At 71.9% G+C, this 25250-nt stretch carries 22 protein-coding genes and 1 tRNA gene; 7 read left to right on the top strand and 16 right to left on the bottom strand.

Going from position 1 to position 25250, the window contains the following annotated elements:
- The first annotated feature begins 40 nt into the window (after positions 1 to 40).
- The 3 genes from ACFY1T_RS07505 (at position 41) to ACFY1T_RS07495 (ending at position 3809) form a co-directional block, all read left to right on the top strand.
- Positions 41 to 835: a DsbA family protein gene (locus ACFY1T_RS07505; protein ID WP_390787358.1), complete on the top strand. Its 795-nt coding sequence runs from the start codon at positions 41 to 43 to the stop codon at positions 833 to 835.
- A gap of 125 nt (positions 836 to 960) precedes the next feature.
- Positions 961 to 2625, top strand: coding sequence for an alkaline phosphatase D family protein (locus ACFY1T_RS07500; protein WP_390787357.1), 1665 nt, complete (start codon positions 961 to 963; stop codon positions 2623 to 2625).
- A 233-nt stretch (positions 2626 to 2858) separates the two neighbouring features.
- The gene (locus ACFY1T_RS07495; RefSeq protein WP_229345486.1) at positions 2859 to 3809 is read left to right on the top strand and encodes a zinc metalloprotease; all 951 of its coding nucleotides are present in this window, start codon (positions 2859 to 2861) and stop codon (positions 3807 to 3809) included.
- Between the two features lie 68 nt (positions 3810 to 3877).
- On the opposite strand, the gene ACFY1T_RS07490 is transcribed toward ACFY1T_RS07495, so the two are convergent.
- Positions 3878 to 4456, bottom strand: coding sequence for a dienelactone hydrolase family protein (locus ACFY1T_RS07490; protein ID WP_390787356.1), 579 nt, complete (start codon positions 4454 to 4456; stop codon positions 3878 to 3880).
- Between the two features lie 57 nt (positions 4457 to 4513).
- Between ACFY1T_RS07490 and ACFY1T_RS07485 the strand changes: the two genes are divergently transcribed.
- Positions 4514 to 5566 carry a mechanosensitive ion channel family protein gene (locus ACFY1T_RS07485; RefSeq protein WP_390787355.1) on the top strand — a complete coding sequence of 351 codons (1053 nt, stop codon included), beginning with the start codon at positions 4514 to 4516 and terminating at the stop codon, positions 5564 to 5566.
- A 15-nt stretch (positions 5567 to 5581) separates the two neighbouring features.
- On the opposite strand, the gene ACFY1T_RS07480 is transcribed toward ACFY1T_RS07485, so the two are convergent.
- A complete protein-coding gene (locus ACFY1T_RS07480) occupies positions 5582 to 6988 on the bottom strand; it encodes a sensor histidine kinase (RefSeq protein WP_390787354.1) in 1407 nt (468 codons plus the stop codon).
- Positions 6985 to 7707, bottom strand: coding sequence for a response regulator transcription factor (locus ACFY1T_RS07475; protein WP_390787353.1), 723 nt, complete (start codon positions 7705 to 7707; stop codon positions 6985 to 6987). Before ACFY1T_RS07475 ends, ACFY1T_RS07480 begins: the two co-directional genes overlap by 4 nt.
- A 73-nt stretch (positions 7708 to 7780) precedes the next feature.
- On the opposite strand from ACFY1T_RS07475, the gene ACFY1T_RS07470 reads away from it, so the two are divergent.
- Both ACFY1T_RS07470 and ACFY1T_RS07465 read left to right on the top strand, forming a co-directional pair.
- Entirely contained in the window at positions 7781 to 8965 is a 1185-nt protein-coding gene (locus ACFY1T_RS07470) for a glycosyltransferase (RefSeq protein WP_390787352.1), read from the top strand.
- Positions 8962 to 9978: an SDR family NAD(P)-dependent oxidoreductase gene (locus ACFY1T_RS07465; RefSeq protein ID WP_390787351.1), complete on the top strand. Its 1017-nt coding sequence runs from the start codon at positions 8962 to 8964 to the stop codon at positions 9976 to 9978. The genes ACFY1T_RS07470 and ACFY1T_RS07465 overlap by 4 nt, the downstream gene beginning before the upstream one ends.
- 57 nt (positions 9979 to 10035) lie before the next feature.
- Here the strand turns inward: ACFY1T_RS07465 and ACFY1T_RS07460 are convergent, their stop codons facing one another.
- The 5 genes from ACFY1T_RS07460 to ACFY1T_RS07440 form a co-directional block, all read right to left on the bottom strand.
- Entirely contained in the window at positions 10036 to 11628 is a 1593-nt protein-coding gene (locus ACFY1T_RS07460; RefSeq protein ID WP_030863698.1) for a Na+/H+ antiporter, read from the bottom strand.
- Between the two features lie 311 nt (positions 11629 to 11939).
- A complete protein-coding gene (locus tag ACFY1T_RS07455) occupies positions 11940 to 12407 on the bottom strand; it encodes a GNAT family N-acetyltransferase (protein WP_390787350.1) in 468 nt (155 codons plus the stop codon).
- Positions 12404 to 13345, bottom strand: a complete 942-nt coding sequence (locus tag ACFY1T_RS07450; RefSeq protein ID WP_030863694.1) for an RluA family pseudouridine synthase — start codon at positions 13343 to 13345, stop codon at positions 12404 to 12406. Before ACFY1T_RS07450 ends, ACFY1T_RS07455 begins: the two co-directional genes overlap by 4 nt.
- 41 nt (positions 13346 to 13386) lie before the next feature.
- On the bottom strand, positions 13387 to 13947 hold the full coding sequence (gene lspA / locus ACFY1T_RS07445; RefSeq protein ID WP_030863691.1) for a signal peptidase II: 561 nt from the start codon (positions 13945 to 13947) through the stop codon (positions 13387 to 13389).
- A gap of 130 nt (positions 13948 to 14077) precedes the next feature.
- Entirely contained in the window at positions 14078 to 14977 is a 900-nt protein-coding gene (locus ACFY1T_RS07440; protein WP_390787349.1) for a TraR/DksA family transcriptional regulator, read from the bottom strand.
- 606 nt (positions 14978 to 15583) lie between these two features.
- On the opposite strand from ACFY1T_RS07440, the gene ileS reads away from it, so the two are divergent.
- Complete coding sequence (gene ileS / locus ACFY1T_RS07435; RefSeq protein WP_390787348.1) at positions 15584 to 18742, top strand: isoleucine--tRNA ligase; 3159 nt, start codon at positions 15584 to 15586, stop codon at positions 18740 to 18742.
- Between the two features lie 63 nt (positions 18743 to 18805).
- Here ileS and ACFY1T_RS07430 read toward each other — a convergent pair.
- From ACFY1T_RS07430 to ACFY1T_RS07395, 8 genes are all read right to left on the bottom strand, one after another.
- Positions 18806 to 18879, bottom strand: a tRNA-OTHER gene (locus tag ACFY1T_RS07430).
- 118 nt (positions 18880 to 18997) lie between these two features.
- Positions 18998 to 20251: a DivIVA domain-containing protein gene (locus ACFY1T_RS07425; protein WP_030863680.1), complete on the bottom strand. Its 1254-nt coding sequence runs from the start codon at positions 20249 to 20251 to the stop codon at positions 18998 to 19000.
- Between the two features lie 82 nt (positions 20252 to 20333).
- Positions 20334 to 20630, bottom strand: a complete 297-nt coding sequence (locus ACFY1T_RS07420) for a YggT family protein (protein WP_030155988.1) — start codon at positions 20628 to 20630, stop codon at positions 20334 to 20336.
- Between the two features lie 60 nt (positions 20631 to 20690).
- Complete coding sequence (locus ACFY1T_RS07415; protein WP_030863678.1) at positions 20691 to 21299, bottom strand: cell division protein SepF; 609 nt, start codon at positions 21297 to 21299, stop codon at positions 20691 to 20693.
- A gap of 149 nt (positions 21300 to 21448) precedes the next feature.
- Positions 21449 to 22168 (bottom strand): YggS family pyridoxal phosphate-dependent enzyme, encoded by a 720-nt coding sequence (locus ACFY1T_RS07410; protein WP_390787347.1) that lies wholly within the window; start codon positions 22166 to 22168, stop codon positions 21449 to 21451.
- 3 nt (positions 22169 to 22171) lie between these two features.
- Positions 22172 to 22903: a peptidoglycan editing factor PgeF gene (pgeF, locus tag ACFY1T_RS07405; RefSeq protein WP_390787346.1), complete on the bottom strand. Its 732-nt coding sequence runs from the start codon at positions 22901 to 22903 to the stop codon at positions 22172 to 22174.
- Positions 22900 to 24105 (bottom strand): cell division protein FtsZ, encoded by a 1206-nt coding sequence (gene ftsZ / locus ACFY1T_RS07400; protein ID WP_030863675.1) that lies wholly within the window; start codon positions 24103 to 24105, stop codon positions 22900 to 22902. Before ftsZ ends, pgeF begins: the two co-directional genes overlap by 4 nt.
- Before the next feature lie 280 nt (positions 24106 to 24385).
- Positions 24386 to 25246 carry a cell division protein FtsQ/DivIB gene (locus ACFY1T_RS07395; protein ID WP_390787345.1) on the bottom strand — a complete coding sequence of 287 codons (861 nt, stop codon included), beginning with the start codon at positions 25244 to 25246 and terminating at the stop codon, positions 24386 to 24388.
- Between the last annotated feature and the right edge of the window lie 4 nt (positions 25247 to 25250).

The following is a 25250-nucleotide window of genomic DNA, read 5'->3' as shown; positions in this document are numbered from 1 at the left end:
CAGTCCCCCTTTTCCCGAGCCACACCCCACGGAGATCACCATGAGTTCACGCAACAGCCAGGCGAACAAGGCCGCGGCCCGCGAGCGGCTGCGCGCCGAGCGCGAGAAGCAGGCGAAGAAGGACAAGGCGCGCCGCCAGGTGCTGGTGGCCGGCGCCGTCGTCGCCGTCCTGGCGCTGGCCGGCGGCGTCGGTTACGCGGTCGTGCAGGCGAACCAGCCGGGCGAGTGGGACAAGGCCGCCGACGCGACGCTGGTCGCCCCGAAGAACACCGCGGGCGACAACGGCACCACGGTCGTCATAGGCAAGGCCGACGCCAAGAAGACCCTCGAGCTCTACGAGGACGCGCGCTGCCCGATCTGCTCCCAGTTCGAGCAGACCGTGGGCCCGCAGATCAAGAAGGACGTCGACGCCGGCAAGTACAAGATCCAGTACGTCGGCGCCACCTTCCTCGACAAGGGCTTCGGCGGCAGCGGTTCGAAGAACGCGCTGAGCGCGCTGGGCGCGGCGCTGAACGTCAGCCCCGAGGCGTTCCTGGAGTACAAGAGCGCCCTGTACTCCAAGGAGAACCACCCCGAGGAGCGCGACGACAAGTTCGGCAAGGACGACTACCTGCTGAAGATCGCGGACCAGGTGCCGGCGCTCAAGGGCAACGCCGAGTTCAAGAAGGCCGTCGAGGACGGCACCTACAACCGCTGGGCGATCGAGATGTCGAAGGTCTTCGACAAGAGCGGTCTGCAGGGCACGCCGTCGCTGAAGATGGACGGCAAGAAGATCGAGATCAAGATGACCCCGGAGGAGTTCACGGCCGAGGTCGACAAGGCCATCGCGGGCTGATCGACCGGACCGGGACGTACCGGACGGGGTAGCGGGCAACGGGCGGGCGAACTTCGAGAGTTCGCCTGCCCGTTGCTTTCCGAGGGGTGTACCACCGGCCATACCCGTCAGTAATATGCCGGTCCGTGACCAGTCATCTCCCCTCCCCCACTGCGGCAACTCCGCGCCGCCGCACGGTCGTCAAGGCCGCTGCGGCCACGGCGGCCCTCGTGCCCTTCGCGACGGCCGCTCTGGGTGCCTCCCCCGCGTCGGCGGCCTCGAACGGGCCCGCCTTCCTGCACGGCGTCGCCTCCGGCGACCCGCTGCCCGACGGGATCCTGCTGTGGACCCGCGTCACCCCGACCCCCGAGGCCGTTCCCGGCTCGGGTGCCGGCCCGGCCACCCAGGTGACCTGGGAGGTCGCCGAGGACAAGGCCTTCACCCGGATCACGGCGAGCGGCTCCGTCACCGCGACCGCCGCCACCGACCACACGGTCAAGGCGGACGTCCGCGGACTGCGGCCGCAGACCCCGTACTTCTACCGGTTCACCGCGGGCGCCGCCGTCTCCCCGGTCGGGCGCACCCTGACCGCCCCGGGCCACGACGCGAGCACGCCCGGGGTCCGCTTCGGCGTGGTGTCCTGCGCCAACTGGGAGTCCGGCTGGTTCTCGGCCTACCGCCACCTGGCCGCCCGCACCGACCTGCACGCGATCCTGCACCTCGGCGACTACATCTACGAGTACGCGAACGGGGCCTACCCCGAGGCGAAGTACGTCGTACGCGCGCACGAGCCGAAGCACGAGATCCTCACCCTCGCCGACTACCGGACCCGGCACGGCACGTACAAGACCGACGCCGACCTCCAGGCGCTGCACGCCGCGCACGCGATCGTCGCGATATGGGACGACCACGAGTTCGCCAACGACGCCTGGTCGGGCGGTGCGGAGAACCACACCCCGGGCGCCGAGGGCGACTGGGCGGCCCGCGCGGCCGCCGCCAAGCAGGCGTACTTCGAGTGGATGCCGGTCCGCACCTCGACCGCCGGCACCGTCTACCGGCGGCTGCGCTTCGGCAACCTCGCCGACCTGCACCTGCTGGACCTGCGCACCTTCCGCTCCCAGCAGGCCAAGATAGGCAGCGGCGCGGTCGACGACCCGGAGCGCACCATCACCGGGCGCGCCCAGCTGGACTGGCTCAAGTCGGGCCTCGCGAGCTCCAACGCGACCTGGAAGCTGGTCGGGACCTCGGTGATGATCTCGCCGGTCGCCTTCGGCTCGCTGCCCGCGCACCTGCTGGCGCCGCTGGCGAAGCTGCTGGGCCTGCCCGAGGGCGGCCTCGCGATCAACGTGGACCAGTGGGACGGCTACACGGACGACCGCAAGGAGCTGCTGAACCACCTCAAGGACCAGAAGATCAAGAACACGGTCTTCCTCACGGGTGACATCCACATGGCGTGGGCGAACGAGGTCCCGATGAACATGGCGACGTACCCGGGGTCGGGCACGGCGGCCACCGAGTTCGTGGTGACGTCGGTGACCTCCGACAACATCGACGACCTCCTGCACGTGCCGGCGGACACCGTCTCGCTCGTAGCGGAGGCCGCGATCAAGGCCGCCAACTGGCACGTGAAGTGGCTGGACATGGACGCTCACGGCTACGGGGTGCTGGACGTGACGGCCGAGCGCTCCCAGATGGACTACTACGTGGTGTCCGACAAGCGGAATCCGGCCGCCACCACCGCATGGTCCCGTTCCTACCGCACGGCGAACGGCACGCAGAAGGTGGAGCGGTCGTACCAGCCGGTGAGCTGATCATCTTCTGACAGTATGTCAATTCTGCTGCTCGGAGGGGCGTCTGGTGCAGACCAGGCGCCCCTTCGGCATCAGAAGCAACAAATCTTTTACGTAAAGGGCTTGCTCAGTGCATGACATGGACACATAAGCTTCGCGCCAGCGTGAGGAAAACCCTCACCCCCCACCACGCTTCGCGAGGAGTCAACGTGCGCGCTTCCGCCCGCATATCCCCCATGCTCCGCCGCCGCCTCATGGGTACGGCCGTTCTGGCCGGAACCCTGGCGTTCGCCCCGCTCACGGTCCCCACGACCGTGGCCGCGGCACCCAAGACCGGCGCCGAGGCCTGTGCCGACGCCGGCACCGCCGGCGCCTCCGCCAACGCCCGTGTCGCCCGCCCGAAGGACAAGAGCGCGGCCGACCCCAACGAGGTGACGGACGCCCAGGTCAAGGCCATGGACGCCGACCTGGCCAAGAAGAGCGCCGAGCTGGGCCCGCAGCGCCAGATGCGCGCCGCCGAGGCCACCGCCGCGACGACCATCCCGGTGTACGTCCACGTCATCACCTCGGGCACCGCCGGCAAGCTGACCGCCACGGACATCAACAACCAGATCGCGGTCCTCAACTCCGCCTACAGCGGCAAGGGCACCGGCAACGTCGACTCGGGCTACCAGTTCTCGCTGGTCTCCACCGACTACACCGACAACGCCGCCTGGTACAACGTCTCGGACGGCACCCAGGCCGAGAAGGACATGAAGAACGCCCTGCGCAAGGGCGGCGCGAACGCGCTCAACCTCTACACCGCCAACCTCGGCGGCGGCCTGCTCGGATGGGCGACCTTCCCGAGCTCCTACGCCTCGCAGCCCAAGATGGACGGCGTGGTCATCCTCAACACCTCGCTGCCCGGCGGCTCCGCCGCCAACTACAACGAGGGCGACACCGGCACCCACGAGGTCGGCCACTGGATGGGCCTCTACCACACCTTCCAGGGCGGCTGCTCGGGCAGCGGCGACTCCGTCTCCGACACCCCGGCCGAGAAGAGCGCCGCGTTCGAGTGCCCGACCGGCCGTGACAGCTGCACCAACAAGACGGGCGTCGACCCGATCCACAACTTCATGGACTACACGTACGACTCGTGCATGTACCAGTTCACCGCGGGCCAGGTGTCCCGTATGAAGAGCATGTGGAGCGCGTACCGCGGCTAGTCACCACGTGACGTGAAACGGTGAGGGGCGGGGCACGCGGTTCGTGCCCCGCCCCTCACCCTTTGCGCCTACAGGGAGTCGAGGAAGCCGATGGCCGCCTTCCACGTCTGCTCCGCGGCCTCCGCGTCGTAGTCGTCGAGCTCCGGGTCCGTGAACAGGTGTCCGGCACCCGGGTAGCGGTGCACCTCCACGTCGGCGCCCGCGCGCTGCATCCGCAGGTACCAGGCCGTCAGCCAGTCGTGCGTCTCGAACGGGTCGGGGTCCGCGATGTGCAGCTGCACCGGCAGTTCGTCGACCGCGGTGTCCTCGTCCAGGTCCGCCGTCCCGTGCAGGAGCAGCAGCCCGCGCGCCTTCTCGTCGGCCAGGGCGAGGTGCTGGGCGACGGAGCCGCCGAAGGAGAAGCCGGCGTAGACCAGGCCCTGGTCGGAGTGGGGGGCCGAGGCCAGCACCGCGCGCCGCAGCAGCTCGTCGCGGCCGATCTCGTCCCGGTGGGCCATGCCCTCCTCGACGGTCTCGAAGGTGCGCCCCTCGAAGAGATCCGGCACCTGGACCTGGTGACCGGCCGCGCGCAGCCGGTCGGCCGCCGCGTGCACCGCGGGCCGCAGCCCGTACGTCGAATGGAAGAGCACGATGTTCATGTACCCCATCGTGCCATTCGCCGGATGGGAAGGGCCCGAGCGCTGCCTGCGGCTACGTTGAGGTGCATGGACACGGACACCGTTCTGCGCCCGATCGCCGTCGTCGGCGGCGCCCTGGTCGTCACCCTGCTGGCCGGATGGCTGCTGGACCTGCTGCTGCGCCGCGCCGACGCCCGGCACAGCGAGACCCCGCTGTGGGGGTTGCTGCGCCACTGCCGGCTGCCGTTCCAGCTCGTGCTGTGCGCGACGCTGCTGTACGGATCCCACCGGCGGATGGGGATCGGCCCGGAGTACGTCTTCGCCGTGGGCCACGCCCTGACCCTCGTGCTGATCGGCTCGGCGGCATGGCTGCTGGTGCGGATCGCGACGGCGGTCGTGGACGCCTCGTACGCCCGCTACGCCGCGCAGAACCCGGACGACGCGCGGGTGCGGCGGGTCCGCACCCAGGTGACGCTGATCCACCGGGTGGTCACGGCGGTGGTCGTGGTGGTCGCGGTGGCGGCGATGCTGCTCACGTTCCCGCCGATGCGGGCGGTCGGCGCCTCGGTGCTGGCCTCGGCGGGCGTGCTCGGCATCGTGGCGGGCATCGCGGCCCAGTCCTCGCTGGGCAACCTGTTCGCCGGACTGCAGATCGCCTTCGGCGACACGGTGCGGATCGGCGACACGGTGGTCGTGGACAAGGAGTGGGGGACGGTCGAGGAGATCACCCTGACCTTTCTGGTGGTCCGCACCTGGGACGAGCGCCGCATCACGATGCCCGTGTCGTATTTCACAGGGAAGCCGTACGAGAACTGGTCCCGCGGCGGCGCGCAGATGACCGGGACCGTCTTCTGGCACCTGGACCACAGCGCGCCGCTGGACCTGATGCGGGAGCAGCTCCTGACGATCCTGGAGGAGATCCCGGAGTGGGACGGCCGCACCGGCACCCTGGCGGTCACCGACACGACCCCGCACACCATCCAGGTCCGCGCGGTGGTCACGGCGAAGGACGCGACGGACATCTGGACCGTCCGCTGCCAGGTCCGCGAGCGCCTGATCAGCTGGCTCCTGGCCCACCACCCGTACGCCCTGCCCCGCATCGCCACCTCCCCCGCAGACCCGCGGCCGAGCCCGCCCTGACGGCGCGGGCCCACATCAGAACGTCAGGCGGAACAGGGCTCCGCCGCCCGGTGCCGGCTCCGCCACGAGCTCCGCGGAGTGCGCCCGGGCGATCTGGCGGGCCATCGCCAGGCCCAGCCCCGAGCCCGGCAGGGCGCGGGCCGCCCCGGCCCGGTAGAAGCGGTCGAAGACGTACGGCAGATCCTCCGCCGCGATGCCCGGACCGTGGTCCCGTACGGTCAGCTCGGCGCGGCCGGCGCCGCCCAGCGACACCAGCTCCACCTCCACCGGCGCCCCCGCGGGGCTGAACTTCGCGGCGTTGTCCAGCAGGTTCGACACGAGCCGGGTCAGCCGCGCCGGTACGCCCGGCACGACCACCGCCTCCTCCCCGACGATGCGCACCTGCACCGGGACCGAGGGCCGGTGCGCCCGCGCCGCCTGCGCACAGTGCTCCACCAGCGGGGCCAGCCGTACCTGCTCCACCAGCGGCTGCGGCTCCTCGTCCCGGGCCAGCTCGATCAGGTCGTTCACCAGCCCCGTCACCTCCCGCAGCTGCCGGCCCAGCGCGAGCGAGGCCCGCTCGCGCTGCTCCGGTGTCAGCCGCTCCCCCCGCGCGAGCAGCTCCGCGTTGGTCCGCAGCGCCGTCAGCGGGGTCCGCAGCTCGTGCGAGGCGTCCGCGACCAGTCGCCGTTGCGCCGTGACCGACTGCTCCAGCTCGCCCAGCATGGTGTTGAAGCTCCCGGCCAGGCGCGTGATCTCGTCCTCCCGCCCCGGCGGCCCCGGCGGCGGCATGTCGATCCGGTGCCGGGGATCACGCGTCGCCGCGATCCGCTCGGCGGTGGCCGTGAGCCGGGTCACCGGGGCCAGGCCGGTCCGCGACACCCAGTACCCGAGCCCGGCGGCCACCAGCACGCCGGCCGCGCCGATCAGGGCCAGCCACCCGGCCGCCTCCTCGATCCCCTTCTCGACGGCGTCGGCCCGCAGTGCGACCTGGAGCGCCCGCCCCTTCGCGTAGTCGGTGGTGAGCATCCGCGTCGGGTGCCCGGCGTGCACGATGTCCGTGTAGAACGGCGCGTGCCGCCCGGCCGCCACCGCCCGCGTCGCGGAGTCCACCGGCAGCAGGTAGGGCTTGGCAGGATCGTCCGCCGGGTCGGCCGGCACCACCTCCGCGCAGGCGGGCGCCGCCAGGAAGCGGCACTCCCCGGCCAGGGTGTCCGGCCCGGAGTCGGGATTGCGCTGCGCAGCGAGCCGCGCGGACTGGGTCAGGCTCAGGTTCAGCTGCTCGTACAGGGCGCCGCGCACGACGAAGAAGGCCGCCGTGCACACCCCGACCGCGACCAGCGCCACCGCCGAGGTGACCGCCAGCGCCAGGCGGGTCCGCAGCGGCCGGCGTCTGCGCCAGGCGGCGCCGAGCCGGCGCCGCCCCCTAGCGGCGGCGCTCACGCCGGGCCCAGCCGGTATCCGACCCCGTGGACGGTGTGCACCAGCCGCGGCTCGCCGCCGGCCTCCAGCTTCCGCCGCAGGTAGCCGACGTACACGGCGAGGGAGTTGGAGTCCGGTCCGAAGTCCCGCCCCCACACCAGCTCCAGGATCAGCTCCCGCGGCAGCACCTGTCCGGGGTGGCGCAGCAGCAGCTCCAGCAGCGCCGCCTCGGTCCGGCTGAACTCCAGCGGCCGCCCGCCGCGCCGTCCGGTGCGGGTCCCCGGGTCCAGTACGAGGTCCGCGAAGGCGAGCACCGCCGCGTCGGCCGGATCGGGCGCGGCCCTCCGCAGCAGGGCCCGGACCCGGGCCACCAGCTCGTCCAGCGCGAACGGCTTGACGAGGTAGTCGTCGGCGCCCGCCTCCAGACCGTCGACGCGCTCGCTCACCGAGTCCAGCGCGGTCAGGACGAGCACGGGCGTACGGTCGCCCATCGCGCGCAGCTGCCGGCAGACCCCGAGCCCGTCCAGTACGGGCATCATCACGTCGAGCACCACCGCGTCCGGCTGCCAGCCGGCCACCTCGGACAGCGCGGCCAGCCCGTCGCCGGCCCCCCGTACCTCGTACCCCTCGACGGCCAGCCCGTCCTGGACGGCGGCCCGTACCTCGGGCTCGTCGTCCACGACCAGGATCCGCTGCGGGCCCGTGCCGCCCGTACCGCTCGTGCTGCTCGTGCTGCTCATGGGGCAAAGCCTGCCAAACGGTTCTGAGAGAACCTCTTAGAACGTTCTTAGGGCGCACCGGGAGTCTGCGTCCATGACCACACGACGCACCTCCCTCCGGCCCCTGTCCGTGGTGATCGGCGCGGGCGGCACCGGAGGCCACATCTACCCCGGGCTCGCCCTGGCCGAGGCGCTGCGCGCCGCCGTCCCGGATGCCGTGGTCTCGTTCATCGGGACCGAGCGGGGCCTGGAGACCGAGCTGATCCCGGGCGCCGGGTACCGCCTGCACACCGTCGACATGATCCCCTTCGACCCCTCGCTCGGCGCGAAGCGCTATCTGCTCCCGGCCGCGCTCCTGCGCTCGGCGGGGCAGGCCCGCTCGGTGATCCGGGCCCAGGGCGCGCACGCCGTCGTGGGCATGGGCGGCTACCCGAGCGCGCCGGCGGTGCTGGGGGCGCGGATGGCGGGGCTGCCGGCCGTCATCCACGAGTCCAACGCGGTGCCGGGCCGCGCCAACCAGTTCGCGGCACGGCTCACCCCGCACATCGCGGTGGCCTTCGACCGCAGCCGGGCCCATCTGGCGGGCGGGGCGCACGCGCTGACCACCGGAATGCCGATCTCGGCCGCCCTCGCCCGGCTGGCCGGCCTGACCCGGCCGGAGCGGGCGGCCCTGCGCGCCGAGGCACGGCGGGCCCTGCACGTACCCGACGGACGCCGCCTGGTCGTCTTCAACGGCGGCAGCCTGGGCGCCGCCCGGCTCACCGCGGCCGCCGTCGGGCTGGCCGGGCTCTGGCAGGGGCGCGACGACGTCCAGATGCTGATCAAGACGGGTCCGAAGGCGCTGCCGGACACCGCCGCCGATCTCGCCGCCTGCGGCGGGCAGCGCGTCGCCCGCGCCGTGCCGTACCTGGACCGGATGGACCTCGTGTACGCGGCCGCCGACCTGGTGGTGTGCCGGGCCGGCTCCGCCACGGTGGCGGAGCTGGCGGCGACCGGGGTCCCGGCCCTGCTCGTCCCGTACCCGTACGCCCCCGGCGACCACCAGACCCACAACGCCCGGGTCCTCGTCGACGCGGGCGCGGGCCTGCTGCTGCCTGACGCCGCGACCACCGCCGACCGGCTGGCGGCGCTGCTCGGCCCGCTGCTGGCCGATCCGGCCCGGCTGGCCGCGATGGCCGGCGCCGCCGAACCCGGCCCGCACGCCCGGGCCGCCGAACTGCTGGCGGCGGAGGTCCTCCGCGTGGCCGGCGTCCCCCTTTCCACCCTGGAGCGGATATGAACACCCACACGAACACCGTGAACCCCTGGGCCGGCCGTACGGTCCTGGTCACCGGAGCCGAAGGGTTCATCGGATCCACCCTGGTCGACCTGCTGGTGGCCCGGGGCGCCCGGGTCCGCGCCTTCGTCCACTACAAGCCGTACGCGGAGAAGGGCCACCTGGCGCACCACCTCGCCGACCCCGGCGGCCCGGTCGAGATGTGGGCGGGCGACATCCGCGACGCGGGACGGGTCAGCGACGCGGTGGAGGGCTGCGACACCGTGTTCCACCTGGCGGCGCTGATCGGGATCCCGTACAGCTACGCCTCGCCGGGCGCGTACGTGCAGACCAACGTGACCGGTACGGAGAACATGGCGGAGGCCTGCCGGCGGCACGGGGTGCGGCGGCTGGTGCACACGTCCACGAGCGAGGTCTACGGCACCGCGCTGACGGCCCCGATTGCGGAATCGCACCCGCTCCAGCCGCAGTCCCCGTACTCGGCGTCGAAGATCGGCGCGGACATGATGGCGCTGTCCTTCCACCACGCCTTCGAGCTGCCGGTGACGGTGGTCCGGCCGTTCAACACGTACGGACCCCGCCAGTCGGCGCGGGCCGTCATCCCGACGATCCTGGCGCAGCTGCACGCGGGGGCGCGGGAGATCCGCCTGGGCTCCCTGTCCCCGACGCGGGACTTCACGTACGTGACGGACACGGCGGAGGGCTTCCTCGCGGTGGCGGAGTGCGACCGGGCGCTGGGCGAGGTGGTCAACCTCGGTACGGGCGAGGAGATCTCGATCGGAGACCTGGCGGGGGCGCTGATCGCGGCGTCGGGCCGCGACGCGCAGGTCGTGGTGGACCCGTCCCGGCTCCGCCCGACGGGCAGCGAGGTCCACCGCCTGCTGTCGGACAACTCCCGCGCCCGGGACTGGGCGGGCTGGACGCCGCAGGTCTCCCTGACGGAGGGCCTGTCGCGCACCTCGGACTGGATCGCCGCGAACCCGGACCTCTTCGCCCCGTCCCGCTACCAGGTCTGACCGGCGCCGGCTCCGCCCGCCCCGGGCGGAGCCCGCACCCGGGCGGGCCGGCACCCCCTAACTGCTGCGGAGGCTGCGAACGTCCAGGTGGCGCAGGACCCGGTCCACGATCTCCGGGTCCGCGCCCGGCTCGCTGCGCGCGGCCAGCACCTCGTGCCGGGCCGCCGACATCATCTCCCGCTGGATCCGCTGGACGTCCCGGATCCGCTCCACCCGCTTCGCGTACGCTTCGCGCCGCTCCTCGTCCACCATCTCGGGGCTGATCCTCGCCCCCACGTCGTACGCCCGCCGGTACAGCACCTCCACCAGGTCCTCCGGCAGGTCCTCCGCCTCCTCGATCTCCTTGAGCCGCCGCTTTGCCGCCTTCGCCGCGCGGACCGCCAGCTTCCGCTCGGTCTCCCGCTCGGCGTCCTCGTCGGCCTCCACGCCCAGCACCCGCACGAGCCAGGGCAGCGTCAGCCCCTGGCACACCAGCGTCACCATGATCACGGCGAACGCGATGAAGATGATCTGGTCCCGCGCGGGGAACGGCGCCCCGCCGTCCACCTTGAGCGGAATGGCCAGCGCCAGTGCCACCGAGGCCACCCCGCGCATCCCGGCCCACCACATCACCATGCTCTCCCGCCAGCTCAGCGGGATCTCCTCGTCGTAGTCGCGCCGCTTGTGCAGCCGCTTGGCCAGCCAGCCGGCCGGCAGCAGCCACAGCAGCCGTACGACGACGACGACCGCGGTCACGGTGGCCGCCCACCCCGCCATCTCCCACTCGCGGCCGGCCGCGACGCCGAACACGTTGTGCAGCTCCAGCCCGATCAGCCCGAACGCCACGCCCGTGACCAGCATGTCCACGACCTCCCAGAACGTGTGCCCGGCGAGCCGCCCGAGCACGTCGTCCGCGTCGGAGGCGTACTCCGCGAGGAACAGGGCCGTCGTCAGCACGGCCAGCACCCCCGACCCGTGGAGCTCCTCGGCCACCACGTACGACACGAACGGCACGAGCAGCGTCAGCCCGATCTGGAGCGTGGCATCGCCGAGCCGCCCCATGAGCGCGCTGGTGGCCCAGCCCAGTCCGAAGCCGACGGCGACGGCGACCACGGCGGAGAGCACGAACTCCCCCAGCGCGTCCGGCCAGGAGAAGCTGCCGCTGACCGCGGCGGAGATGGCCACGTGGTAGAGCACGATCGCGGTGACGTCGTTGAACAGGCCCTCGCCCTCCAGGATCGACACCATGCGGCGCGGCAGCCCGAGCGCGCCGGCGACGGCGGTCGCGGCGACGGGATCGGGCGGGGCCACGAGCGCGCCGAGCGCGACCGCGGCGGCGAGCGGCAGCCCGGGGACGACGGCGTTCGCGGCGGCGGCGACCGCGGCGGTCGTGACGAAGACGAGGGCCACGGCGAGCAGCAGGATCGGCCGGACGTTGGCGGCGAACTGCCGCCAGGAGGTGCGCTGCGCCGAGGCGTAGAGCAGCGGGGGCAGGACGAGCGGCAGGATGTACTCGGGCGGGATGTCGACGTTCGGCACGGCCGGGACCAGCGCGAGCGCGACCCCGCCGATGGTCATCAGGACGGGCGCGGGCAGCCCGAGCCGATCTCCGAGCGGGACGCTGACGACGGCCCCGAGCAGCAAGACGAACAGAAGAGCAAGCTGATCCACTCCCCCACACTGCCAGGCCGCCGCCGCCGGGCCGTGCGGCCGGAAGCCCGCATCCGCGTGTCGGCACTCCGCCCGGACGAGCCGTACCGGGGCCGGGGCAGGCGGGACTTCGCGGACACCCCCTAGGGGGTGTCTTGTCGATCAGGCCGGATCAGGGAGCGGTGGTGGGCGCCGTGGATCGCAAGGCGGACGTGGGGGTCCCCCCGCCGAAGGCAGGGGGAGGAGGCGACGCGGAGCGTCGGCGAGCGAGGACAACGCGGCGAGGCGCGGTGCCCACCACCGCGAGCCCGGCATGATCGGCAAGACGCCCCCTAGGGCAGTGCGCGCCGCATCGCCCGGTGCGGGATGCCCGCGTCCTCGAACTCCGGGCCGTAGGCCTCGTACCCGAGGTTCTCGTAGAAGCCCAGCGCGTGCGTCTGCGCGCCCAGGTCCACGGCGGTCAGACCCAGCCGGGCCGCCTCCGCCTCGATCGCCCGTACCAGCGCCACCCCGACGCCCAGGCCGCGCGCGGCCTTGCGCACGGCGAGCCGGCCCAGCGAGCCGACCCCCGGGTCGCCGCCCGTCTTGGCCCGCGCCTGCGGTCCGTGCAGCAGCCGGCCGGTGCCCAGCGGCTCCCCGTCCGGCCCCACGGCCAGCACGTGCACCGCGACCGCGTCGTACGCGTCGTACTCGATCGACTCCGGCACGGACTGCTCGACCACGAACACCTCGGTCCGCACCGCGAAGCACGCCGCCAGGTCGGCCTCCGTCCCGGCCACCCTGACCGTGAAGGCGGTCACTCGCTCTCGGCCCGGATCACGTCCAGCGCGTGCTGCAGGTCCGCCGGGTAGGTGCTCTCGAACTCCACCCACCGGCCGTCCGCCGGGTGCTCGAAGCCGAGCCGCACCGCGTGCAGCCACTGCCGGGTCAGGCCCAGCCGCTTGGCCACCGTCGGGTCGGCCCCGTAGGTGAGGTCGCCGACGCAGGGGTGGCGGTGCGCGGACATGTGCACGCGGATCTGGTGCGTGCGCCCCGTCTCCAGCTTGATGTCGAGCAGCGAGGCCGCGCGGAAGGCCTCGATCAGGTCGTAGTGGGTGACGGAGGGCTTGCCCTCCTGGGTCACGGCCCACTTGTAGTCCGCGCTGGGGTGGCGCCCGATCGGCGCGTCGATCGTGCCGCTCATCGGGTCCGGGTGCCCCTGGACGAGCGCGTGGTAGCGCTTGTCCACGACCCGCTCGCGGAACTGGTTCTTCAGCGAGGTGTACGCGCGCTCCGACTTGGCGACGGCCATCAGGCCGGAGGTGCCGACGTCGAGGCGGTGCACGATGCCCTGGCGCTCGGACGCGCCGGAGGTGGAGATGCGGTACCCGGCGGCGGCGAGGCCGCCGATGACGGTGGTGCCGGTCCAGCCGGGGCTGGGGTGGGCGGCGACGCCCACCGGCTTCATGATGACGACGATGTCGTCGTCGTCGTGGACGATCTCCATGCCCGGGACCGGCTCGGCGACGAGCTCGACCGGCCGCGGCGGCGCGGGCATCTCGACTTCGAGCCAGGCGCCGCCGTGCACGCGCTCGGACTTCCCGACGACGCTGCCGTCGACCGACACCTTCCCCGCGGCGGCGAGCTCGGCCGCCTTCGTCCGGGAAAAACCGAACATGCGGGCAATGGCGGCGTCCACGCGCTCGCCTTCGAGGCCATCGGGAACGGGCAGGGTGCGGATCTCGGGAATCGTACTCACCTGTCGAGTATGCAGGACTCGACGGTGCGCCCGTCCCGCGATCAGTCCTTGTGGACGGTGCCGTCCGGGTCCAGACCCCTGAAGGACAGCAGCACGATCAGGATGCCGCCGCACACGATCGCCGAGTCCGCGAGGTTGAAGACGGCGAAGTGGGCGGGGGCGATGAAGTCGACCACGGCCCCCCGGAACACGCCGGGCGAACGGAAGATCCGGTCGGTGAGGTTGCCCAGCGCACCGCCCAGCAGCAGACCCAGGGCGATCGCCCACGGCAGGCTGTAGAGCTTGCGGGCCAGCCGCACGATCACGATGATCACGGTGGCCGCGATGCACGTGAAGATGATGGTGAAGGCCTCGCCGAAGCCGAACGCGGCGCCCGGATTGCGGATCGCCTCGAACTTCAGCAGGTCGCCGATGATCCGGATCGGCGGCTCGTGCTCCAGCTTCGCGACGACCAGCATCTTGCTGCCGAAGTCGAGCAGGTAGGCGAGCAGCGCGACGACGAGCAGCGCGACGATCCGCCGGCGCCCCTTGGGCGCGGCGGACTCCGGCTGGGCGTCGTCCCCGACCTCCGGCGTACCGATGATGCTCTCCGCCTCTGCCACGTGAGTCCCTCGACTAGCTCGAACCAGGTTGCCGACGGCGCGGCCCTGCGGCCCCGCCGGGCCCCTGGACCCCGACGAGACACGAGAGTACGTCAGGGTCGGCCCGCGGCGGCAGCCCGGCCGTGGCCCCTCAGTGCCTGCGCTCCTGCTTCTGCTTGCAGTCCACGCACAGCGTCGCCCGCGGGAAGGCCTGCATCCTCGCCTTCCCGATGGGCTGGCCGCAGTTCTCGCAGAGCCCGTACGTGCCCGCGTCCAGCCGCTCCAGGGCCCGCTCGGACTGTTCGAGCATCTCGCGGGCGTTCGCGGCCAGGGCCAGCTCGGACTCGCGGGTGATGTTCTTGGTGCCCGTGTCGGCCTGGTCGTCGCCCGCGCCGTCGCCGGAATCCCGCATCAGGCCCGAGATGGCCGCGTCGGAGGCCTGGAGCTCGTCGCGCAGGCGCAGCACCTCGCTCTGCAGCTCGGCACGGGCCTCGGCCACCTCGGCCGGGGTCCAGGGGTCCTCGCCGGGCCGTACGGCCAGCTCGCCCGGCGCCAGGGCCGCTGCAGCGGTGACCCTGGCCTTCGGCAGCCCGCTCGTGGCGGCCGCAGCCGTCTTCCTGGCCGTGCCGGTGCTCTTCTTGGCAACCACTTTCCGGGCTCCCGTCTGTTGCGCGGCCTGCGCCGCCCCCTCGGCCCCGGCCGCCTTGGCCGTGGCCTTCCTCGCGGTCGTCTTCCCGACGCCGGTCGCCTTCTTGGCGGGCGCCTTCTTGGCATCCGCCTTCCGGGCGGGCGCCTTCCCGGCCGCCGCATCCTTCGCCGCCTTCGCCGCCGGCTTCCGCTCCGCCGCGGCCGCGGCCTTCGCCGCCGTCCTGGCCGGCGTCTTGGCCGCCGTCTTGGCCGGCGCCCGGGTCGTGGAGTTCGCGACCGTCGTCTTCCCGGCAGCGGTCGTCTTCTTCCGGGCCGGAGCCGCGTCCTCGGCCGCCGCAGCCTTTCCGGCGGCCTTTCCGACAGCCTTCTCGGCAGTTCTCCCGGCGGTCTTCTTCGCCACCATGGCCGCGGCCCCTTCACATACTGTGATCTTGCTCGCGAATCGTGCCGGAACGATAAATCGACTCCGGCCTCGCGGCAACGGGGCACGCGTCCATCGATGCCAACCTGCATCCGTTGTGCCCAGCAGGGAGCCCGGTAATCCGCCACTCCCGTCCCACCGGAGCCCGGACCGGCCCATCGGCCCATTCGGGTCACGCCGCCACCCGCCCGGCCCCGGCCGCGAGCCCGGTCCCGGGCCCCGCCGCACCCCCCGCCCCGACCCCCCGTAAACCGGTCTGCCGAGAGGGCCCCCGCCCCGTACACTGGGCCCAGCGAAAGGCATGGACGGGGACGAGTAGCGTCGGACGCAGCCAGGAGCGACCCGGGGACGGTGAGAGCCCGGGGGCGAGCGCGATGCGAAGGATCACCCCTGAGCCGCCGGAAGAAAGCCCGCACGGGATCCCCGTAGGGCCAGTAGAACCGGCTTCGCACCCCAATGAGGGGGCCACCGGATCCGTCCGGCGGCCAAGGAGGGTGGTACCGCGGGAGCAGCAGGTCCTTGGGAACGAGGGCGGCTCTCGTCCCTCCGGACGGAAGTGACATCCCGCCGGAGGAAGAGTTCAGCCTCATGACCACACCGCCGCAGTACCGCCCGGTACCCGCCCAGGTCGACCTGCCCGCCCTCGAGCACGCCGTTCTCGACTTCTGGCGCGAGAGCAAGACCTTCGCCAAGACCCTGGAGCAGTCCGAGGGCCGCCCCGAGTGGGTGTTCTACGAGGGCCCGCCCACCGCCAACGGCATGCCCGGCGCGCACCACATCGAGGCCCGCGTCTTCAAGGACGTCTTCCCGCGCTTCCGCACCATGCGCGGCTACCACGTGGCCCGCAAGGCCGGCTGGGACTGCCACGGCCTGCCCGTCGAGCTCGCCGTCGAGAAGGAGCTCGGCTTCAACGGCAAGCAGGACATCGAGGCGTACGGCATCGCCGAGTTCAACGCCAAGTGCCGCGAGTCCGTGACCCGCCACACCGACGCGTTCACCGAGCTCACGACCCGGATGGGCTACTGGGTCGACCTGGACGAGGCCTACCGGACCATGGACCCCGAGTACGTGGAGTCCGTGTGGTGGTCGCTGAAGGAGATCTTCAACAAGGGCCTGCTCACCCAGGACCACCGCGTCGCCCCCTGGTGCCCGCGCTGCGGCACCGGCCTCTCGGACCACGAGCTGGCCCAGGGCTACGAGACGGTCGTCGACCCCTCCGTCTACGTCCGCTTCCCGCTGACCTCCGGCCCGCTGGCCGGCGAGGCCGCGCTCCTGGTTTGGACGACGACCCCGTGGACCCTGGTGTCCAACACGGCGGTCGCGGCCCACCCCGAGGTCACCTACGTGGTGGCCACGCGTACCGGCGCCGAGGGCTCGGAGAAGCTCGTCGTCGCCCAGCCGCTGCTGGAGAAGTCCCTCGGCGAGGGCTGGGAGGCCACCGGCCAGACCTTCACGGGCAAGGAGATGGAGCGCTGGACGTACCAGCGCCCCTTCGAGCTCGTGGAGTTCCCCGAGCCCGCCCACTACGTCGTGAACGCCGAGTACGTCACGACCGAGGACGGCACCGGTCTGGTCCACCAGTCCCCCGCCTTCGGCGCCGACGACCTCGCGGTCTGCCGCGCGTACGGCCTGCCCGTCGTGAACCCGGTCCGCCCCGACGGCACCTTCGAGGAGGAGGTCCCGCTGGTCGGCGGCGTCTTCTTCAAGAAGGCCGACGAGAAGCTGACCGCCGACCTCGACGCGCGCGGCCTGCTCTTCAAGCACATCGCCTACGAGCACAGCTACCCGCACTGCTGGCGCTGCCACACGGCCCTGCTCTACTACGCGCAGCCGTCGTGGTACGTCCGCACCACCGCCGTCAAGGACGCGATGCTGCGGGAGAACGAGAAGACGAACTGGTTCCCGGACTCGGTCAAGCAGGGCCGCTTCGGCGACTGGCTGAACAACAACATCGACTGGGCGCTCTCCCGCAACCGCTACTGGGGCACCCCGCTGCCGATCTGGCGCTGCGAGGAGAACCACCTCACCTGCATCGGCTCCCGCGCGGAGCTGAGCGAGCTGACGGGCACGGACCTCTCGGACCTCGACCCGCACCGCCCGTACATCGACGACGTCACGTTCGCGTGCACGCACGAGGGCTGCTCCCTGACCGCCGTCCGCGTACCGGAGGTCATCGACGCCTGGTACGACTCGGGCTCGATGCCGTTCGCGCAGTGGGGCTACCCGTACAAGAACAAGGAGATCTTCGAGAAGCGCTACCCGGCGCAGTTCATCTCGGAGGCCATCGACCAGACGCGCGGCTGGTTCTACACGCTGATGGCGGTCGGCACCCTCGTCTTCGACAAGTCCTCCTACGAGAACGTGGTCTGCCTGGGCCACATCCTCGCCGAGGACGGCCGCAAGATGTCCAAGCACCTGGGCAACATCCTCCAGCCCATCCCGCTCATGGACCAGCACGGCGCGGACGCGGTGCGCTGGTTCATGGCGGCCGGCGGCTCCCCCTGGGCGGCGCGGCGCGTGGGCCACGGCACGATCCAGGAAGTGGTCCGCAAGACCCTCCTCACGTACTGGAACACGGTCGCCTTCCAGGCGCTGTACGCCCGTACGTCGAACTGGGCCCCCTCGGCGGCCGACCCGGCCCCGGCGGACCGCACGGTCCTGGACCGCTGGCTGCTGTCGGAACTCCACACCCTCACCACCGAGGTCACGGAGGCGATGGAGTCCTACGACACCCAGCGCGCCGGCAAGCTCCTGTCCTCCTTCGTGGACGACCTGTCCAACTGGTACGTGCGCCGCTCGCGCCGCCGCTTCTGGCAGGGCGACGCGGCTGCGCTGCGCACGCTGCACGAGGTGGTCGAGACGGTGACCCGCCTCATGGCCCCCCTCACCCCCTTCATCACGGAGCGGGTCTGGCAGGACATGATCGTCCCCGTCACCCCGGACGCCCCGGAGTCGGTCCACCTGTCGACGTGGCCGACGGCCGACGCCTCACAGGTCGACGGCCGGCTCTCGCAGCAGATGCTGCTGGTCCGGCGTCTGGTGGAGCTGGGCCGGGCGACGCGTGCCGAGTCGGGCGTGAAGACCCGCCAGCCGCTCTCCCGGGCCCTGGTCGGCGCGGCGGGCTTCGACGCGCTGTCCCCCGAGCTCCAGGCGCAGATCACGGAGGAGCTGAACGTCTCCTCCCTGGCCTCCCTGTCCGAGGTCGGCGGCTCGCTCGTCGACACGACGGCCAAGGCGAACTTCCGGGCGCTGGGCAAGCGCTTCGGCAAGGGCGTCCAGGACGTGGCGAAGGCGGTGGCCGCGGCCGACGCGGCGGCGCTCTCCCTGGCCCTGCGCTCCGGCTCGGCGGTGATCTCGCTGAACGGCGAGGAGATCTCCCTCTCCCCGGAGGAGGTCATCATCACGGAGACCCCGCGCGAGGGCTGGTCGGTGGCGTCCGACTCCGGCGCGACGGTGGCCCTGGACCTGGAGATCACCCCGGAGCTGCGGCTGGCGGGCCTGGCCCGTGACGCGATCCGCCTGATCCAGGAGGCCCGGAAGAACTCCGGCCTGGACGTGGCGGACCGGATCGCCCTGCGCTGGTCCTCGTCGGACCCGGAGGTCGTGACGGCCCTGACGGACCACGCGGCACTCATCGCGGACGAGGTCCTGTCGACGGACTACGCGCCCGGCGAGGCGGACGCCGCGTACGGCGAGCCCTTCACGGACGAGTCCCTGGGCCTGACCTTCCGCCTCCGCAAGGCGTAACCGGGAACGACCGAACGGCGCCCTCCGTCCCGGAGGGCGCCGTTCGTCGTTCCGCGTACGCAGCGGGCCGGGCCGGATTCGAACCGGCGTCCTCCCTCCCGCGGAGAATGGCGCGACGACCTCTGCGCTACCGGCCCGCTGCGCGGACCACTGTAGCCACGGGCCCGGGCACGGAAACGGGCCGGGCCCGGTCACCCCCGTGGGGGAACCGGGCCCGGCCCGTGACTGCCGACGGCGCCGCAGAGGGCGTACCGCCTAGTTGTCGTCCTCGTCGATCAGGAAGCCCCGCATCGGCGACGGCGCCTGCATCGGCTGCGGCGCGGCCGGCCGCACCGGAGCCATGGGCTGCGTCATCGCGGGAGACATCTGCTGCTGGCCACCGTACGAGGGGCCGCCCATCGGGGACGGGCCGCCCATCGGCGAGGGACCGCCCATCGGCGACGGGGAGCCCATCGACGGGTTGCTCATCGAGTGGCCCATGGCTCCGGCCGGAGCCATCGACGGGGTCGGCGACGGCGGCAGAGCCGGGCCGGCCGGGTTGCGCGGCGGGGCCAGGGAGTCGTCCGCCTGGGTCTCCAGCTGGCGCAGCTGCGACTCCAGGTAGGACTTCAGGCGCGTACGGTACTCACGCTCGAAGCCCCGCAGGTCCTCGACCTTGCGCTCCAGCGTGGCGCGGGCGGACTCCAGGGAGCCCATCGCGACGCGGTGCTTCTCCTGGGCGTCCCGCTCCAGCGCGTCGGCCTTGGCGCGGGCGTCCCGCTCCAGGCCCTCGGCACGGCTGCGCGCCTCGCCGACGATCTTGTTGGCCTCGGAGCGGGCCTCCGCGATCGCCTGGTCGGCGGTCTGCTGCGCGAGCGACAGGACGCGGGCGGCGCTGTCGCCACCGGGGCCCTGCTGCGGGAGCTGCGGCTGCTGCATCTGCTGCATCTGCTGCTGCATCGGCTGACCCATGGGCTGCATCTGCTGGCCCATCGGCTGCATCTGCTGGCCCATGGGCTGCATCTGCTGGCCGAGCGGGTTCTGGCCGCCCATGGACTGCTGGCCCATGCCCTGCTGGCCCATGCCCTGCTGGCCCATCTGCTGCTGGCCGCCCATGGTGTGCATGGGGCCGCCCATCGGACCCGGGCCGCCAGGACCCTGCTGTCCGGGACCACCGGGGCCGGCCGGAAGCTGCGGCTGGCCGCCCGGAAGCTGCGGCGGGCCCATCTGCGGCGGGCCCTGCTGCGCCGGCGGGCCGGATATGGCGGCGGGCACGGGGGCGCCGGGGCCTCCGGGGCCGCGCTGGTCCTGGGGTTCCGGCTTGCGCATGCCCTGCTGCTGCTGGTTCTGCGCGGCGGCACGCGTGGCGGCGGCCAGCTTGGCGCGCAGGTCCTCGTTCTCGCGCAGCAGGCGCGTCAGTTCGGACTCGACCTCGTCGAGGAAGGCATCGACCTCGTCCTCGTCATAGCCTTCTCGGAGGCGGACGGTCGTGAACTGCTTGTTCCGCACGTCCTCGGGAGTCAGCGGCATGTCTTCTTCACCTCTACGTAGTCGTCGGCAGTCGGCAAGACCGTATCGGGACTGTCCCCGCGCTCGCGGGGAAGCTCATCGTTCACACGCTTCTCGCAGCGGTGCTCACGAAACTGATGAGGATGTAAACGATGATCATCAGAACGAAGAAGGACAGGTCGAGTGCCACGCCCCCGAGACGCAACGGCGGAATGAAACGCCGAAGAAGCTTGAGCGGTGGATCGGTGACAGTGTAGGTGGCCTCAAGGACGACCACCATCGCCTTGCCGGGTGTCCATGAACGTGCGAACTGGAAGACGTAGTCCATCACCAGTCGGAAGATCAGCACGATAAGGAAGCACATCAGCGCGATGTAGACCACCTGCAGTGCGACGCCCATCCCGCGCTTCCCTCTCCCCTGCTCTCGCTCTGTCCCCGGCCCCGTGTCTGACGGATCGGTCTAGCTTTGGTTGAAGAACCCGCCCTCCGCGATGCGGGCCTTGTCCTCCGCCGTGACATCGACGTTAGCAGGCGACAGCAGGAACACCTTCTGTGTCACGCGTTCAATGCTGCCGTGCAGGCCGAAGACGAGACCGGCGGCAAAGTCGACAAGTCGCTTCGCATCCGTGTCGTCCATCTCCGTGAGGTTCATGATCACCGGAGTGCCCTCACGGAAGTGTTCCCCGATGGTACGGGCCTCGTTGTAGGTCCGGGGGTGCAGCGTCGTGATGCGGTACGGCTCCCGCTCGGAGACGACCTTGGGCATGATCACGGGGGCGTTCTTCTCCAGGTTCGAGCGTTCAGGTGTGATGGATGCCACGGGGGCGATTCGCGCAGGACGTCCGTTTTCCACCGGCAATGGGATGGGTTCCCGTTGCGCCGGAGGCTGGGCAATTCGTACCGGTTCGTCCGTTACGGGCGGTTGGTGCACGGCCTGCTGGCGCCGGCGGTCCCGCTCCGGTTCCGGCTCGGGCTCGAACTCGTCGTCGGGGTCGTACCCCGGGTTGTCGTACCGGTCGTCCTCCACGAGGCCGAGGTAGACCGCCATCTTGCGCATCGCGCCGGCCATTCTCTGAATCCTCCGCTCTGTGGTGGATCGCCCTGTCGCAGGTGTCGCTGTGTCACCAAAGTCACCAACTGCCCGCGATCCACGTGGTCTGTCCGCCCGTCAGCGGGAATGACCATATTTTCTGCTGTGGTCCGACTTTCTTCGCGACGTTACCCGAGCCGGGGTCTCGCGCCGAGTACCGCAGTGCCGACGCGTACATGTGTCGCACCGGCCGCAACGGCCTGTTCCAGGTCTGCACTCATCCCGGCCGACACCATCGTGGCAGCCGGATGGTCCGCGCGCAGGCGGGATGACAATTCCACCAGCCGCTCGAAGGCGGCCTGTTCGCGTCCCGCGTAGGCCCCGGCCAGCGGAGCGACGGTCATGAGGCCGTCGAGCCGCAGTCCCGGAGCCCCGGCCACGAGGTCCGCGAGTCCGGCGAGCTGGTCCGCGGCGGCGCCGCCACGGGCGCCGCGCTCCCCCGACTCGGCGTCGAGGGCGATCTGTACGAGGCAGCCGAGTTCGCGCCCGGCCCCCTCCGCGGCGCCCGAGAGCGCCGTGACGAGCTTCGGCCGGTCGACGGACTGCACGACATGCGCGTATCCCGCCACGGAACGGACTTTGTTCGTCTGCAACTGGCCCACGAAGTGCCAGGTGAGCGGCAGATCCGCGCAGGCCGCGGCCTTGGGGGCGGCGTCCTGGTCGCGATTCTCCGCCACATGACGGACCCCGAGGTCCGCCAGCAGTCGTACGTCGCTCGCCGGGTAGGTCTTGGTGACGACGATGAGCGTCACCTCGTCCCGTCCCCGCCCCGCGGCCGCGCAGGCGGACGAGATACGTTCCTCCACCCGCGCGAGGTTCTCCGCGAGCTCCGTCTTACGGTCCGTCATTACCTAGCCCAACCAGACATATCCGGCAAGCCGCCCGGTCACCCGGTCGCGGCGGTACGAGAAGTGCTCCCGCGACTCCAGTGTGCAGACCGCCGAGCGGTGCAGGTTCACCACCCCCGCCTCCGCGAGCTGGGCGTGCACCCCGGCGACCACGTCGACGGACGGGGTCCCCCAGCTCGTCTCGCCGTGGGCGGCCGGCACCGCCTCGGCGACCGCGGCCCGCATCTCGGCCGGCACCTCGTAGCAGCGCCCGCAGATCGCGGGCCCGGTACGGGCGATGATCCGCCCTGGGTCGGCCCCGAGGGCGACCATCGCCTCCACCGCGGCGGGCACCACTCCGGCGACCAGCCCGGGCCGGCCCGCGTGGGCCGCGCCCGCGACCCCGGCGACGGGATCGGCCAGCAGGACGGGGGTGCAGTCCGCGGTGAGCACCGCGAGGGCGAGCCCCCGACGAGCGGTCACCACCGCGTCCACCGCCGGGACGTCGGCGGCGGCGCCCCAGGGTCCGGGGACCACCGCCACGTCCCTGCCGTGCACCTGGTTCATCCAGACCACCTGGTCCGGCTCGATGCCGAGGGCACCGGCAGCGGCGGCCCGGTTCGCGAGAACGGCGGTGGGGTCGTCTCCGACCGCGCCGCCGAGATTGAGCTCCTCGTACGGAACGGCGCTCACCCCGCCCCACCGGTCGGTGAAGGCGAAGTGGGCGCCGTTCTCGTCGTACTGGTCCAGCGTCACTTCAAGAAGTCCGGGACATCCAGCTCCTCGGCCGGGCTGTCCTGGTACGGCCGGGCCGTCGGGACCTGCGGCGCGGGGGCCGCGGTCTCGACCGGAGCAGCCTCGACCGGGGCCGGGGGCTCTTCGCGCGGGGTGACCGAGCCCAGTCCGCCGAAGGCCGGACGGGCCGGCTCGGCCGCGCGGACCGGCGCCGGGGCCGGCTCCTCGCGCTTGGTGGACGCGGCACCGATGACGTTGTCCCGGCGGGCCGGGGGCTGTCCGCCGTCGAAGCCGGCGGCGATGACGGTGACCCGTACCTCGTCGCCGAGCGCGTCGTCGATGACGGCGCCGAAGATGATGTTCGCCTCGGGGTGGGCGGCCTCGCTGACCAGCTGCGCCGCCTCGTTGATCTCGAAGAGACCGAGGTCGGAGCCACCGGAGATGGAGAGCAGCACGCCGCGGGCGCCGTCGATGGACGCCTCCAGCAGCGGCGAGGAGATCGCCATCTCGGCGGCGGCCACCGCGCGGTCGTCGCCGCGGGCGGAGCCGATGCCCATGAGGGCCGAGCCGGCCTCGGACATGACGGACTTGACGTCCGCGAAGTCGAGGTTGATCAGACCCGGGGTGGTGATGAGGTCGGTGATGCCCTGGACGCCCGAGAGCAGGACCTGGTCGGCCGACTTGAAGGCGTCCAGGACCGAGACCTGGCGGTCCGAGATGGACAGCAGCCGGTCGTTCGGGATGACGATGAGGGTGTCGACCTCTTCGCGGAGCTCGGCGATGCCGTCCTCCGCCTGGTTCGCGCGGCGCCGGCCCTCGAAGGTGAACGGCCGGGTGACCACACCGATCGTCAGGGCGCCGAGCGAGCGCGCGATGTTGGCGACGACGGGTGCGCCGCCGGTGCCGGTGCCGCCGCCCTCGCCGGCGGTGACGAAGACCATGTCGGCCCCCTTGAGGACCTCCTCGATCTCCTCGCGGTGGTCCTCTGCCGCCTTGCGACCGACTGCCGGGTTGGCGCCGGCGCCGAGGCCCCGGGTGAGTTCACGGCCGACGTCGAGCTTGACGTCGGCGTCGCTCATCAACAGCGCCTGGGCGTCCGTGTTGATGGCGATGAACTCGACGCCCTTGAGACCGACCTCGATCATTCGGTTGATGGCATTGACACCACCGCCGCCGACACCGATGACCTTGATGACTGCGAGGTAGTTCTGCGGTGCTGCCACGTCGAAGGCCTCTCGCCTCGAGTTACGTGTCGCCGCCTCGCGGGCCTGCGTTGCGACGACTGATGCCGAAATGTGGGACGGTCCGAACGCGCCGACCCGAACCCTAACCCTGAAGTTTAGGGTTAAGTATGTGCCTGTTCCTTGGACTCTTCCGAACAGGACACTAAGTCGACAAGTAGCGCGTGTTCAACGAACACGCCGAACCTCCCGTTTTTCTTTTCACCCTATGTGATCACCCGTATCGGTGGCCAACCAGGGTGCGTCGCTGTTCGACCCGACGTCAACTCCCGGACACCGCAGGGGCGGTGGGGACGCTCACGTCAAAGTGGTCAGCCTTGGGCGCGGCTTTCAGCAGGGCCGCCAGCGCACGCCCCTTCGCCTCGCCCTGCTCGCCGCTGCCCCAGGCCACGGTCCGGCCGCGGGTCAACTCCAGTACGACCGAGTCGTACGAGCCCACCCTGACCTGCACCGTCTCCTTGGCGACCGCTTCGGGGAGGTCTCCGGCGACGCCGACGGCCTCGCGCAGCAGCCGCTCCTCGCCGAACCGGCGGCCGCTCGGGGACTGCGCCGCGGTCAATTCGAGGACCGGAACGCCCGCGGGAGCTTTCGCCGCCGTGTCGAATCGCACACCCGAAGCGTCCACTTCCACGAACTTGGCGTCCTTTTTGATGAGCAGGACGGGTTTGCGCTCCGTCACTTTCAGCCCGATTCCGTGCGGCCAGGCCCGCACCACGTCGACCGAATCCACGCGGGGCAGCCGGCTGCGGACCCGCCCCGCGATCTCGTCGGTGTCCACGGTCACCAGGGGCGCCCCGACCGGTACGGCCGCGGCGGCCAGCACCTGCTCGGGGGTGAGCACCTGCGTCCCGCTCGTGGTCACCTTCTCGACGCGGAGCCAGGAGGAGCCGTAGAGGACCCAGCTGCCGCCCCCCGCGAGGAGGGCGGCAGCGAGGAGGCAGAGCAGCACGGGGCCCCGGTGCCGCAGGCGCCGGACGAGGCGCCGGACACCGGGGCCCTGCGGGCCGGACCCGCCCGAGGGCCCCGACGACCGGGGCGGCTTGGGCGGCTTGGGAGAGCCGGAGCCCTTGCCCTTCCGGGCGGACCCGGGATTGCCGCGCTGTGCGGTCGTCGCTCCGGCCACTCCT

It is taken from the genome of Streptomyces sp. NPDC001194 (assembly GCF_042896985.1).
In the GTDB taxonomy this organism is placed as follows: domain Bacteria; phylum Actinomycetota; class Actinomycetes; order Streptomycetales; family Streptomycetaceae; genus Streptomyces.
This window is presented reverse-complemented; position numbering and strand designations above follow the sequence as displayed.